Annotated in this window: 14 protein-coding genes; 10 read left to right on the top strand and 4 right to left on the bottom strand. The window is 31.8% G+C overall.

What is annotated here, in order from left to right; all coding sequences use genetic code 11:
- Positions 1 to 44 precede the first annotated feature (44 nt).
- From C1Y58_RS08055 to C1Y58_RS08030, 6 genes are read left to right on the top strand one after another with little or no spacing between them, the layout of a single operon-like run.
- On the top strand, positions 45 to 800 hold the full coding sequence (locus C1Y58_RS08055) for a sulfite exporter TauE/SafE family protein (RefSeq protein WP_105615501.1): 756 nt from the start codon (positions 45 to 47) through the stop codon (positions 798 to 800).
- Between the two features lie 12 nt (positions 801 to 812).
- On the top strand, positions 813 to 1,397 hold the full coding sequence (locus C1Y58_RS08050; RefSeq protein WP_105615500.1) for a TVP38/TMEM64 family protein: 585 nt from the start codon (positions 813 to 815) through the stop codon (positions 1,395 to 1,397).
- Positions 1,398 to 1,408: 11 nt separating this feature from the next.
- On the top strand, positions 1,409 to 2,008 hold the full coding sequence (locus C1Y58_RS08045; protein WP_105615499.1) for a CDP-alcohol phosphatidyltransferase family protein: 600 nt from the start codon (positions 1,409 to 1,411) through the stop codon (positions 2,006 to 2,008).
- Between the two features lie 15 nt (positions 2,009 to 2,023).
- Positions 2,024 to 2,488, top strand: coding sequence for a hypothetical protein (locus tag C1Y58_RS08040; protein ID WP_105615498.1), 465 nt, complete (start codon positions 2,024 to 2,026; stop codon positions 2,486 to 2,488).
- 13 nt (positions 2,489 to 2,501) lie between these two features.
- Positions 2,502 to 3,329: a phosphatidylserine decarboxylase gene (locus C1Y58_RS08035; protein ID WP_105615497.1), complete on the top strand. Its 828-nt coding sequence runs from the start codon at positions 2,502 to 2,504 to the stop codon at positions 3,327 to 3,329.
- Positions 3,320 to 4,396 carry a metallophosphoesterase gene (locus C1Y58_RS08030; protein ID WP_105615496.1) on the top strand — a complete coding sequence of 359 codons (1,077 nt, stop codon included), beginning with the start codon at positions 3,320 to 3,322 and terminating at the stop codon, positions 4,394 to 4,396. Before C1Y58_RS08035 ends, C1Y58_RS08030 begins: the two co-directional genes overlap by 10 nt.
- Before the next feature lie 19 nt (positions 4,397 to 4,415).
- Here C1Y58_RS08030 and C1Y58_RS08025 read toward each other — a convergent pair whose 3' ends face one another.
- Genes C1Y58_RS08025 through C1Y58_RS08015 form a run of 3 tightly spaced genes read right to left on the bottom strand, consistent with a single transcriptional unit; the run spans position 4,416 to position 6,790 of the window.
- Positions 4,416 to 5,444, bottom strand: coding sequence for a sensor histidine kinase (locus C1Y58_RS08025; RefSeq protein ID WP_105615495.1), 1,029 nt, complete (start codon positions 5,442 to 5,444; stop codon positions 4,416 to 4,418).
- On the bottom strand, positions 5,425 to 6,111 hold the full coding sequence (locus C1Y58_RS08020) for a response regulator transcription factor (RefSeq protein WP_105615494.1): 687 nt from the start codon (positions 6,109 to 6,111) through the stop codon (positions 5,425 to 5,427). Before C1Y58_RS08020 ends, C1Y58_RS08025 begins: the two co-directional genes overlap by 20 nt.
- A gap of 28 nt (positions 6,112 to 6,139) precedes the next feature.
- Positions 6,140 to 6,790: a TetR/AcrR family transcriptional regulator gene (locus tag C1Y58_RS08015; RefSeq protein WP_105615493.1), complete on the bottom strand. Its 651-nt coding sequence runs from the start codon at positions 6,788 to 6,790 to the stop codon at positions 6,140 to 6,142.
- A gap of 363 nt (positions 6,791 to 7,153) precedes the next feature.
- Between C1Y58_RS08015 and C1Y58_RS08010 the strand changes: the two genes are divergently transcribed.
- Entirely contained in the window at positions 7,154 to 8,110 is a 957-nt protein-coding gene (locus C1Y58_RS08010) for an SDR family oxidoreductase (RefSeq protein WP_105615492.1), read from the top strand.
- A gap of 19 nt (positions 8,111 to 8,129) precedes the next feature.
- Positions 8,130 to 9,107, top strand: coding sequence for an AraC family transcriptional regulator (locus tag C1Y58_RS08005; RefSeq protein ID WP_170311551.1), 978 nt, complete (start codon positions 8,130 to 8,132; stop codon positions 9,105 to 9,107).
- Positions 9,108 to 9,252: 145 nt separating this feature from the next.
- On the opposite strand, the gene C1Y58_RS08000 is transcribed toward C1Y58_RS08005, so the two are convergent.
- Entirely contained in the window at positions 9,253 to 10,158 is a 906-nt protein-coding gene (locus C1Y58_RS08000; protein WP_105615490.1) for a helix-turn-helix domain-containing protein, read from the bottom strand.
- Between the two features lie 480 nt (positions 10,159 to 10,638).
- Here C1Y58_RS08000 and C1Y58_RS07995 point away from each other — a divergent pair, with 480 nt between their 5' ends.
- Positions 10,639 to 11,532 (top strand): alpha/beta hydrolase family protein, encoded by an 894-nt coding sequence (locus C1Y58_RS07995; RefSeq protein ID WP_207655727.1) that lies wholly within the window; start codon positions 10,639 to 10,641, stop codon positions 11,530 to 11,532.
- A gap of 160 nt (positions 11,533 to 11,692) precedes the next feature.
- On the top strand, positions 11,693 to 12,622 hold the full coding sequence (locus C1Y58_RS07990; protein WP_105615488.1) for an AraC family transcriptional regulator: 930 nt from the start codon (positions 11,693 to 11,695) through the stop codon (positions 12,620 to 12,622).
- Position 12,623 lies beyond the last annotated feature (1 nt).

Raw genomic sequence — 12,623 nt, 5'->3', positions numbered from 1 at the left:
TTCTTTCAGTGTAAAAAACAAATCACAATAAAGGACGAATTATTATGGATTATTTAATATTATCTATAGCAGGAGGTCTAGCAGGGATTGCAACAGGTCTTGTAGGTGTATCGGCAGCTGCTATAGTTGTACCACTGCTTGTTACATTTTTAGGAACTGACCCTTATGTTGCTATTGGAATGGCTCTTTTCTCTGATGTTTTTGCTTCGGCGACATCTGCATTGACATATAGAAAAAATAAAAATATCGACATAATGAACAGTTTGTATTTACTAGGTTCAGTATTGGTTTTCACACTTATATTTTCCTACATCTCATCACTTAGTGATACAAAAATATTAGGTAGCATGACAAATTTAATAGTAATAATTCTTGGAACTAGATTTCTAGCGAGACCTATTTTAGTTACTGAGAGTAATGACACAGAAGATAAAAATAGAACTATTAAGTGCGTTATTTGTGGAGCTTTATGTGGTGCGATGTGCGGTTATCTTGGTGCTGGAGGTGGAATAGCATTACTTATAATTTTAACAAGTGTTTTAAAATACGATGTAAAAACTGCAGTCGGTACAAGTGTATTTATAATGACATTTACTGCGTTAATAGGAGGAGTAAGTCACATGATAATTATGCCGCATGATATTTTATATTTATTTGTATGCTGTTTAACTGCATTTATTGGAGCAAAAATTGCTGCAGCATATGCTAACAAGCTTAATCCTATTAAACTGAACAAAGTAGTCGGTGTATTTTTATTAATTTTTGGTATTATGATTACTAGCGTAAATTATTTAATCTAGGGAGTAAAATGTATGATGTCACAAATAGAAGAAAACACAATCAAAAAGATTGGATTTATAGTAATTTCAGTTTTTTTGATTAATGCTATGTCCGTTATTATAATTGGTTTTTATACTGGGGCTTTTGAAAACAGTGATACATTTACTAACTATATAGAGGGTTTTGGAATTTTGGCACCAATGATTTTTACTCTATATGTTGTGATTAGAGTACTAGTACCAATTATTCCAACTTTTATAGGGTATGTAGGTGGAGTTACAATGTTTGGTCCTATTAATGCATTTATCTTGCTGTATATAGGAAATTTACTTAGTAGTAGTCTAGCATTTTATTTAGCAAGGAGGTATGGTAAAAAATTTGTTATTAATATAATTGGAGAAAATAATTATAATAAATGCACTAAGTGGACAGATAAGAAGAAAAGTTTTGATTTATCTTTTTTAGCCATAGTATCTTTACTTCTTATGCCAGATGATACTTTGTATTATATTGGTGGTCTTACTAAAATGTCTTATAAAAGATTTCTGCTAATGGTTGCTATAGGTAAACCTTGGAGCTTATTAATGTATTGTGGACTTTTAGAGTCGATTTTTTAAAGGAGGAAAATATGTTAGTTGGATTTTACAATTACACTGTTATACTTACGTACTTTAGCTTATTCATTTCAATAGTTGGAATCTATTTTGCTATTTATGGTAATTTAAAATATGCTCTAATAGCCCTTATGTTATCTGGATTTTGCGATATGTTTGATGGGAAAATAGCCGCAACAAGAAAGCGGACTGATGACGAGAAACGTTTTGGTGTGCAGATAGATAGTCTTTGTGATTTAATTTGTTTTGGTGTTTTTCCTGCAATAATTTGTTTTCAGATAACTGGTAAAAGTTTTCATTTTATGATAGTATCTAGTATTTATGTACTAGCAGGGCTGATAAGGTTGGCTTACTTTAATATTATGGTGGAAAATAATTCGCTTGTTACAAACACAGGCAGGAAATATTTCAAAGGGCTACCAATAACGTCAATGGCTCTTATATTGCCAATGTTTTATGGCGTATTTGGAGTAGAAAATCCTAGTTGCTATACAGCGCTTTTATTGTTAGTGGCAATAGCCTTTATATCGCCAATAAAGGTTGTAAAACCAAGATTAAGAGAAATGTTGATTTTATCTGCATTAGGACTTTTTACGCTATTTTTCATATTATAAATAAGGAGTAAAAATATGCTGAAAATTAGAAATGTAATATTTATATGTATAATGTTGATACTAACATTCTATGCAAGTACAGAAATTCAAACAGATGTTTCACGAAATAATACGGAATTAAGGCATATAGAAATATTAAGTGTAGAGGCGGTAGATAATGAGATAATCGGCGAGTGGAAGCTCATATCGTATGAGGATAGCAATGGAATAATTGATTACACTGCTGAAGATAGAATATGGACTTTTGATGGAGAAAAATTTATTGTAGATTCTTATGAATTTGGTGGTGCTTTGGAAGGTAGCTATGAAGTAAGAAGGGCATATTTAATTTCTGATCTTACAGTTGTTTTAAAAAGTGGTGCCCTTGAAGGTACACATATGTACAGCGGGAAATTTATATTTAAGTCTTTAGCAGATGATATTCTTACTTTTGGTGATTGGAATAATAGTCTAGAGTATAAACTTAAATTAAAACGTTAAGAGGAAGAGAGATATGAAAAAAGACGTTGATGGAAAGATCTTAAAATATCTTTATAGTAATTTTATAACAAGAAACTTACTAACGGCAATTATGAGAAAAAATGTTTTGAAAATAGCACAAAAGTATGCTGATAGCAGACTTAGTACGATACATATTAATACATTCGCTAAAAAAAGAGGTGTTAAAGTGGAAAGAAATTATAATTCCTTTAATGATTTTTTTGCTAGAGGTGACGATTTCGTACATTTAAAGAGTAAGAACACCTCCTTTTGTTCCCCTTGCGAGGGCAATGTTACGGTTATAAACAATATAAGAAATATAAGTACAGATGTAGAAATAAAAGGAGAAAGCTTTACAGCAAAAAAATTATTAAATAGTGGTTCTGATAAATTTGATGATGGATTAGCATATGTTTTTAGGCTTACTACATCCCATTGCCATAGACTTTACAGTTTCGATGATATGGTAATTAAGTCAGAAAAAATAATAGAAGGTGGTTATCACTCTACACACTCAGTTGTATCTAAATTTTGGGAAAATACCTTATGTACTAACTACAGAAGTGTATATACAGCTGATACAAAAAACTTTGGACAGGTTGCAATTGTGCAAATAGGATCTATGCTTGTTAGTAGTATAAATAAACACATAAAGGTAAATGAGCAAATAAAAAAAGGTGATGTTATATCTAGTTTTAAATTAGGTGGCAGTGCAGTTGTAATTCTATTTGAAAAGGGAGTTATCAGACCAAAAGATAATCTTTTAGATAATATTACCTATGTATCGATTGGAGAAAATATAGGAGATGATATTTCTTTGGAGGAGAAAAAATGTTTATAGTCTTTGCTATAATTTTAATGATTTTAGTGGTTTTTATGGCAATATATTTTTACAAATTTTATAAAAATGAGTATAAACTAACAGATAGTAAAATAAAAAAAAGTGTTATGATTTTCACTGGATTTACTCTTATAGGTATTATGATTAGAGGCGTAGTTACAGGCATAATTGTCTTTATTATTTTGTTTTTTTCTACTTTATTATTTAATGGTTTAGGTAAATACTTTAAAGGTATTAAACTTGCTGATTTTTCTTTAATATTAGGAATTTTGTTGACAGGAATAATTATTTTAGTAGGTGTATTTACTGCATATGACGTAAAACAAACATCATACAGTATTACTACTGATAAAATGGAAGAAGGCGAAAAACTGTCTATCGCTATGATAGCAGACGTTCACTTAGGTGTATCAATAACGAGTATTAATATAGAAAAGTATGCTAAAGAGATTGAGAAGCAGAAACCAGATATTGTACTATTAGTAGGTGATATTTTTGATGATAGTACAAAAAAAGAAGAAATGGAAAAAACTAGCATTATATTAGGGGATATTAAATCTACATACGGAACTTATTATGTTTATGGCAACCACGATACAGCACCTCATAATATGTTCTCTGAATTAAATGAAGATATGGTGCTTGATAACTTATTGAAAAATGGCATAAATGTTATAAATGACGAAACAGTACTTATAGATGACTGGTTTTATTTAGTGGGAAGAAATGATATTAGTATAGATAATAATAGAGAAAGTTTTCATAATCTTATAAAAGACATAGATTTATCAAAACCTGTAATTGTATTAGACCATCAGCCGTTAGAATTAGATGTACTAGCAGATAAAGGCGTGGATTTAGCGTTATCAGGGCATACTCATAATGACCAAATATTCCCCGGCAACTTAATAGTAGGACTCATATATAATAATTCTTATGGACTGAAGACTATAGGTGATTTTAATTCTGTGGTAACGTCAGGAATAGGCACATGGGGGACACCTATTAGGCTTGGCACTATATCAGAATATGTGTTAATTGAATTGATTGGACGATCTGAAAAATAAAAAGAAGAACAGAGCAAGGCTAGATAATAACCTTAAACTCTGTTCCTTTTTCTTCGTTACTATTACAGGTAATATTTCCACCATATATCATCGCAACCTTTTTAGCTACAGAAAGACCAAGGCCATTACCTTTTGAACTATTTTTGCTTTTATAAAATTTATCAAAAATATAAGGGATATCTTCTTTTTTTATATAACTATTTTTATTACAAATAGTAAATACTATAGAGCTATGCACTTGATAAAGAGAAATAATTATTATTCCATTTACAGGACTGAACTTTATTCCGTTATCAATAAGGTTAATCCAAATATGAGATAAATGCTCCTTATTAGCAGTGAAATAAATGGTTTCCATATCTACATTTAGATCAATATTTTTATCATCAAGTTGTTTTTCAAAAAGTAATATAGATTGTGTTATTTGTTCGGTAAGATTAAATGTTTCTAAATCTTTTAGAATTTCTTCACTTTCAAATTTTGATAAATCAAGAACGTTAGTTGCTAGTTTTGATAATCTATCTGATTGATTAATTATAATATTAAGATATTCTTTTCTTTCATCATCACTTAAATTATTCTCTTTTAAAATTTCGGCAAAACCTTTTATAGAAACTATAGGAGTCTTAAATTCGTGAGAAAAATTATTAATAAAATCTGTATTAAAAATTTCTTTGTTTTCTAGTTCTTTAGCCATCTTATTAATGCTTATAGCAAGTGACTTTAAATCTTTTACACCAGTTTCTTCAAGTCTTATAGTAAAATCGCCTTCACCTATTCTATGTATTCCTTCAATTATTACATGGACAGGTTTAAGTATAAATGTACTAATAAAAAAAGAAACCCCTATGCCTACTGCTACAAAACTAAATACTTTAAATATAGTATGAATATTAGGATTAGCATTTTTGAGCTGTTTTATTATTGTTATTTCAAGCACATTTTGTGTTATGAATGTAACTAAAGATTGAATTACAATAAATGATACTATTATTATTAAAAAGAGTGAGATTGTTAATTTATACTTATTAATTTTTTTTGCTTTCATTTATAACTCCCTTATAGCCAAGACCTCTAACAGATACAATCTTGAATTCTTCAAAATCAGAGAATTTTTTTCTAAGTCTGTTAATATGAACATTTACCGTTGTTTCTTCACTGGTTGTATCAAGTCCCCATATTTCGTCCATAAGTTGCAGTCTAGTAAATATTTTGTTAGGGTATAATAATAATTTATAAAGGAGCTCAAATTCTTTCTGAGGAACATTGTATTCTCTAGTATCTTTCGTAACAACTAAAGTATTATAGTTAAGAGTAACATTTCCTATTGTAAGTATATTTTTTGTAGAGATCATTGACCTTCTCAAAAGTGCTTTAATTCTAAGAAGCATTTCTTCTATGTCTATTGGTTTTGTTATATAATCATCAGTACCTAGAATAAATCCTCTTTTCTTATCTGATGGAAAATGCTTAGCAGTCGCCATTAAGATAGGTGTTGTGTAGTTACAAGTGCGTAGTATTTTTGTAAACTCGAATCCATCCATTTCAGGCATAACTATGTCTAAAACGATTAAATCTATATGTTTTACGTCCATGATATCAAGTGCAATCCTGCCATTTTCGGCTAGTATAACATTATAACCTTCATTTCTTAAGTTTATCTCAAGTAATTTTCTGATATTTTCTTCATCTTCTACTACTAAAATATTCACCATACGCTTTACCTTTACCTCGAATACTGACTTATAACTTGCTTACCTTAATACCTTTTATTAAATATTGCATTGCTTCAGATAAAGTTTCTTCAAAGTCTGGGACTTGAAAATTAAACTTAGATGCCTGTAATGCTAATTGTTGTTTTTCGCTGGAATGACATACAATGTGTCTTGAAATCATAAGTGAGTTAGAATAATCCATTATTTTAAATATATCATCTGAATCTAGTCCATTAAAATTGAAGTTATATATATCATAAAAATCTTTGATTATATCTACAAAACCATTTTTATATTCTATTAGTGTTTCGATATTTGTATTCTCTTCTATTATAGATGATAAAATAGTTTGAAGTTTTAGAAATCTAGTGTGTTTGCCACATACGTTTGCATATAAATTGCAAAAACTCTTAGAGTCTAGTGGATGATCTAACATCAAATTCTCTTTTAAATCCTTTACTAAAGAATTATACTCATCCTTCATAATTAATATAAAAATTTCTTCTTTTGATTTTACGTACTTATATAAATTAGCCCTAGTAAAATTAATTTCAGCGCTAATCTTTGATAGTGTTATGTCGCTATATGCCATTGTATCAAAAAGCTTACATGCAGCATTTTTAATTTCTGTAAATCTAATTTCTTTATTTTCTTTGCTTCTTGCTCTATCAAAACTCATAATTCACCTTTTTAATTAGAATTATATCATATTTAAATAAATTAATCAACTAAACGTAACTAAAATTGAAAATAATATACTTAGTATTGGCGAAATCAATTAAATATATCATAGTTAAGTGACTAAATGTAATCTAAATTTAAATATGCGATTCAGAACTTTTTACATATCTAGAGTAAATTTATGAGGAATTATCATGAATATTCGTAATTCAAGTTAATGGCGTCATTTGACGACATGTTGGCATGATTTGGAGTTATACTTTCTTTCCAGATTTGATACACTTAAGCTATCATAACAAACCGGTTAGTGAATGGTTGTCGAAATATAGACTTAAAAATTAGTGATTTTGGAGGTATAATAATGGCAAGAAGAAAATTATGGATTGATAATGTGACAGAAAATAAGGATTTGTCTGGGAAAACATATATTGTAACTGGTGCTAATTCTGGTGTAGGACTCGAAACAACTAGACAACTTATAAAACAAGGTGCTCACGTTGTGATGGCGTGTAGAAGAGTAAAAGCAGGTCAAAAGGTAGCTGAGGAATTTAAGAGTTTAACTGGTAGTTTTGATGTTATGAGATTAGATCTTGCGGACTTAAGTTCAGTTAGAGAATTTGTTAAGAATTTTCTTAGTCGTTATGATCAATTACACGGCTTAGATTGTAATGCTGGTATGGTATCAATGGGAAGAGACGTTACCAGAACTAAAGATGGTTTTGAAATGTCAATAGGAGTGAGTTATTTTGGACATTTTCTCTTAACTGAATCATTACTAGATATACTGAAAAAAAGTGCGCCATCAAGAATTGTTCTATTATCTTCATGTGTTCATGCCGGAAGACCTGATAATAGACCTTATGTTCATTTAGATGATTTAAACTATGACAAAAGGGAATTCAATGCAATGAATGCATATTCAGAAGCTAAGGTGGCTAATGTTTTATATGCACTAGAGTTATCAAATAGATTAAAAGGGACTAATGTTTCTACCTTTTCAGTACATCCTGGGTGGGCTAGATCAAATTTTGGCAAAGAAAATGTTTTTATGAGAATTATTAGTCCAATTATGGCACCCTTTATTCGATCAATGACAGACTCAAATGAGGAATCAGCACAAACATCATTACATTGCTTGATTTCCGATCAAGCTGTTAAACATTCAGGTGAGTATTTTAGTCAAAGTAGTGTATTATATAGAGATAAGGAATGTAAAGATGGTGGTTGGCCTTTAGCAACGCCGAATCCGCATGCAAAAGATATGAAAGTCGCTAAAGAACTAGTGAGCAAAACATACAAACTTGTTGGATTGCATTGAATGGATAGGAGTGGTGAACTTGTATTATAATTTGAAATTCGATGAAAGCAGCGCAAAAACCTTTGAACAGATTGGAGTGAATTTAGAACTTCTTCTAAGAGAAGCTGAAATTCCTCCAAGAGCTGTGCAAAATAGTAACTTTCAATTGACAGCAGATCAATATAAAGGATTCATTAATGCAATGGATCGACATATGGATAAACAATTCATTGTTGCAATTTCTAAAGTAGATACAGTTGCATCTTTTAATCCTGAGTTTTTTGCTGGATTATGTGCAGAGAATGGGATGAAGTGTATTGAAAGGATTGCTAAATTCAAAATAATCATTGCTCCGGTTAGGATGAATGTTGTAGAAGGGCCTGATCGACTGCAGATATCATACGCATATGACGATGGAAGTTCATTACCAAGAATGATGCTTGTACATGCTCATATTAGTATTTTGAGTATCATAAGAAAGGGAACAGGAGTTGAAAGTTTGCTACCTATCAAAGTGGCAAGTGAATATGATTATCCAGACGAAGCAATAGATTATTTGGGAATAAGTCCAATAAAAAGTAAGAAGGGTAATGAGATTGCTTTTAGTAAAGAAGACTTAAAGAGACCTTTTATAACTGAAAACAACCGAATGTGGGATTATTTGGAGAGTGAATTGAATCAGAGACTAAGAGAATTAGAAGTCGATCTAAGTTTTTCTTCAACAGTTAGAAAAACTTTGCTTGAACTCTTACCAGCAGGGATTAGTGATGCTGATAAAATATCACGTGAACTTGGTGTTAGCAAGCGAACATTACAGAGAAGACTTAAAGAAGAAAATACGAGCTTTAATGAGCAACTGAATCATACCAGAGAATTGATGGTGAGAAATTATTTAAGAATGGATATGACTTTAAATGAAATAGCATTTCTGATTAATTATTCTGATGCTAAGTCATTATCTAGAGCGTTCAGAGTTTGGACTGGAATGAGTATTACTGATTACAGAAGTGAAATGTAGGTTGGTACATAATCCAATCAGTAGAAAGAAAAGATATTGTAGTAATAGAAGTTGTTATTGACGTCGTAGATAAATTATATAATATATAGAGGCTGATGCACTAGCAAAAGATATGCTGGCGCAATGCCTCTTTTTTATACCTGAATTAACCTGCTCTATATTTACTTGGTGTCATGCCCGTCTTATTCTTGAAAAACTTCGAAAAATGTGCAGGATACTCAAAGCCCAATTGATATCCTATTTGATTGACCGGCTTATTCGTGCTGATCAACAAATCTTTTGCCTTAGACAATAAGTACTCCTGAATATATTCTTGTGTCCCTTTTCCGGTCTCTTTTTTTAGAAGATCGCTAAGGTAGTAAGGGGAATATCCCAATGATATTGCCAGTTCTTTAACAGATGGAATCCCTTTATCCGCTAGGTGTTCAGAATTAACTCTTTCTTTTAACAAGGATTCAAATTCTGTTATGATGTCTTTGTTTTTAGACGTTCTGGTCAGAAATTGACGACCGTAATACCTGTCACTATAATTGAGTATCAATTCTAAACTGTTTAGAATCAGCTTTTTTGTATAGGGATCTATATTCTGTGTGATTTCCTCTTGTATAGATTCTACGATATTAGTCAATGTATTCTTTTCTTTATCAGAAAGATGAAGTGCTTCGTTAGCGCTGTAAGAAAAGAAACTGAAATTGTCAATCTTTTTGGCCAACCCGCTACCACGAATGAATTCAGGATGAAAGCATAGTATCCATCCCTCTGCATCTTCTCCAGGAGCTGCAATATCAAAGGTTGCCACCTGATTCGGTTCCATAAAAATCAGACTGCCTTCTTGAAAATCATAATATTGTCTGCCATATTTCATCCCAGATTCAACATTAGATTTCATCGATATACTGTAAAAGCCTAAACGTACTCTTGCGTCTTTTACTTCACGTTGTGGTTTTATTTTACTGACATCCATAACGGTGACAAGGGGATGTGTTGGTTTTTCGTAGCCGCTGATTTCGTGAAGCGTCGTTATATTATCTATGGAAAAGATCGTATCCATATTCTCAACTCCTTTTCTTTATTTTAACACCATTTATTCTGTTTATAATTATTATAGCATAGTGATTTTTTAAACCCATATACCTATTCGCTAAATGATTATACATTTTGCTGATTCTAAAAAATACTGAAAATGTATAAGACTTTCTGCAATTGATTTATTTTGATATGGCATGTTGTCATGTATGATAAATATATATACAGAGCAGATACAGTTGAAAGGAGGAACAATATGATATCCCTATTATGGTTATTCAAAACACAAATGATTCGTGGGCTAACTAAGCCTCTGTTCAAAAATACTATGACAGTTTGAAAACTGAAAAGGAAATGGTTTGGATAGATAAGGAAAAGAGCAGAGCAGCAGCTTATGACTATATAGGGAAGAATCCTAAACTGCTTTCAGACTTCCTTTATAGATACATGTAAATCAAAGGTTCAAATTGATATAAATAAGTTTATTTTTATGGAGGAGATCATGATGAGAAATATAATAATGAAACGTATAGTAGGTATGGTAGGTAAAGCAAATCGTTCACCTGTACTTAGACGGCCTGACGAAAATGGGATGGAATATGAAGATGTATTCTTCCCTGCTCTTGATGGTGTGAACTTAGAAGGGTGGTATATTCCAGCAAAGAAGTTATCTAACAAAGTAGTTATCTGCAATCATTTCTCACCTGGAAATCGTTATGGATATGCAGGACACATTCGTCCATGGAGAACTGCAGGTGGTTTTGAGGTAAACTTTTTACCTAAGTACAAAGCCCTTCATGAAGCAGGTTATAATATATTAGCTTATGATTTAAGAAATCACGGATTCAGTGCAGCAGCTCAAAACGGTGGTTATAATCCCGGGCTTTTTGAATACAAAGATGTAATCGGTTCACTTAACTATATTCGTAATAGAGAAGACACCAAAGGTATGGAGATTCATCTTCACAGCATGTGTCTGGGTGGCAATGCTACGTTAGCTGCGATGAAAAAACATCCTATGAAATTTGAAGATGTTAAATCAATGATGCTTGTTCAGCCTATTTCAGGAGAAGCACTGGTTAAGACTTTAAGCAAAACCCTGAGAATGGGTAAAAAAGGACCTGAGCTCTTTGAAAAATTTTATCGTGAACTTTGGGGATATAGAACTGAGGATTCCTCTCCGATAAAAGATGCTGCGTTAGTCAGCATACCAACCTTCGTCATTCAAGTAAAAGATGATTCAGCAACCTATCCCGGTGATATTCAGGCAATCTATGATGCCATACCTGTGAAGGATAAGAAACTGTTTTGGATTGAAGGAACGACACAACGATTCCGCGGATACACCTATTTTTCTGAGCAGCCTAAGCAGATGATTGAATGGTATGACAAGCACTAAAAATGACAATTAAATAAATGCAGTAAGGATTGGGACCTTTTCGAATAAGGGTCCTTTTCCTATCATCAGTTTAAATGTGGCGTTAGTCTCTTTTGTACCTTGCGCATATGGAAATAAGAAGATAAAATGTGTATAAGTTAAACGGTCAGGAGGGAGTTAAATGTCAGATCAAAAATGTCGAGATGAATATATACGGAGAATTCATAAAGTAATTGACTATATTGAACACCATTTAGAGCGTTCCTTGTCAGTAGATGAACTTTCTAATGTAGCCGGGTTTTCAAAGTATCATTTCAGTAGAATTTTTCAGGGAATACTACATGAATCGTTAGCTCATTATGTGAACAGGATTAGAATGGAGAAGACGCTGTTTCTACTTGCACACAGGTTAGATAAAAATATGACGGACATAGCCTATGCTCTTGGGTTTTCAGATTCAGCAGTATTTTCACGGGCATTTAAGAATTACTATGGCATCAGCCCAAGAGAATATCGGAAGGAATATAGCAAGAATTGCAAAGATTCTTTTTTATTAAGTGATTACAATAAGAATACAGTAAAGAAAGAGTGGGCCAATAATCCATTTCCTGTTACTGGGCAGATCACCATTGAAAACTTAGATGAGAAACAGATGGTTTATGTGAGACATATAGGTACTTATGAGACATTAGCGAAAGAGTATGTCAATCTTATGCAAACATTATTTACTCAAGCAAAAAAGCAACACTTTCTTGTGGGTGATCAAAACTGGCTGCTTGCCATGTACCATGACAATCCTGAATTTGGAGAGGAAAGTCAGTTTCGTACAAGTATATGTCTGACAGTTCCAAAAGACATTCAGATTCAGGAAGATGGGGTCCTTGGAATGATGAAATTAGAAGGCGGTCTATATGCTGTAGGACATTTCAAGATTCAGCAGGAACAGTATGGTGATGCTTGGAATTACATGTATCAGGAGTGGATTACAGGAAGTGGTTATGTTCCAAGAAACTACTATCCATTTGAAGTGTATCGTAATGATGCGAGTACCGATGAGAGTCATACACATGAGGTGGACATTTACGTTCCCATTGAGCCCATTAATTTCTAAT

The organism is Vallitalea okinawensis, from assembly GCF_002964605.1.
Taxonomy (GTDB): domain Bacteria; phylum Bacillota; class Clostridia; order Lachnospirales; family PQDH01; genus Vallitalea_A; species Vallitalea_A okinawensis.
Note: the sequence above shows the minus strand (reverse complement) of the source record. Positions and strands in the feature narration are given on the sequence as shown.

Bases quoted from the DNA above. Each gene is read 5' to 3' on its own strand.
- C1Y58_RS08055 (WP_105615501.1), top strand. From the start codon at position 45: ATGGATTATTTAATATTATCTATAGCAGGAGGTCTAGCAGGGATTGCA.
- C1Y58_RS08050 (WP_105615500.1), top strand. From the start codon at position 813: ATGATGTCACAAATAGAAGAAAACACAATCAAAAAGATTGGATTTATA.
- C1Y58_RS08045 (WP_105615499.1), top strand. From the start codon at position 1,409: ATGTTAGTTGGATTTTACAATTACACTGTTATACTTACGTACTTTAGC.
- C1Y58_RS08040 (WP_105615498.1), top strand. From the start codon at position 2,024: ATGCTGAAAATTAGAAATGTAATATTTATATGTATAATGTTGATACTA.
- C1Y58_RS08035 (WP_105615497.1), top strand. From the start codon at position 2,502: ATGAAAAAAGACGTTGATGGAAAGATCTTAAAATATCTTTATAGTAAT.
- C1Y58_RS08030 (WP_105615496.1), top strand. From the start codon at position 3,320: ATGTTTATAGTCTTTGCTATAATTTTAATGATTTTAGTGGTTTTTATG.
- C1Y58_RS08025 (WP_105615495.1), bottom strand. From the start codon at position 5,444: ATGAAAGCAAAAAAAATTAATAAGTATAAATTAACAATCTCACTCTTT.
- C1Y58_RS08020 (WP_105615494.1), bottom strand. From the start codon at position 6,111: ATGGTGAATATTTTAGTAGTAGAAGATGAAGAAAATATCAGAAAATTA.
- C1Y58_RS08015 (WP_105615493.1), bottom strand. From the start codon at position 6,790: ATGAGTTTTGATAGAGCAAGAAGCAAAGAAAATAAAGAAATTAGATTT.
- C1Y58_RS08010 (WP_105615492.1), top strand. From the start codon at position 7,154: ATGGCAAGAAGAAAATTATGGATTGATAATGTGACAGAAAATAAGGAT.
- C1Y58_RS08000 (WP_105615490.1), bottom strand. From the start codon at position 10,158: ATGGATACGATCTTTTCCATAGATAATATAACGACGCTTCACGAAATC.
- C1Y58_RS07995 (WP_207655727.1), top strand. From the start codon at position 10,639: ATGAGAAATATAATAATGAAACGTATAGTAGGTATGGTAGGTAAAGCA.
- C1Y58_RS07990 (WP_105615488.1), top strand. From the start codon at position 11,693: ATGTCAGATCAAAAATGTCGAGATGAATATATACGGAGAATTCATAAA.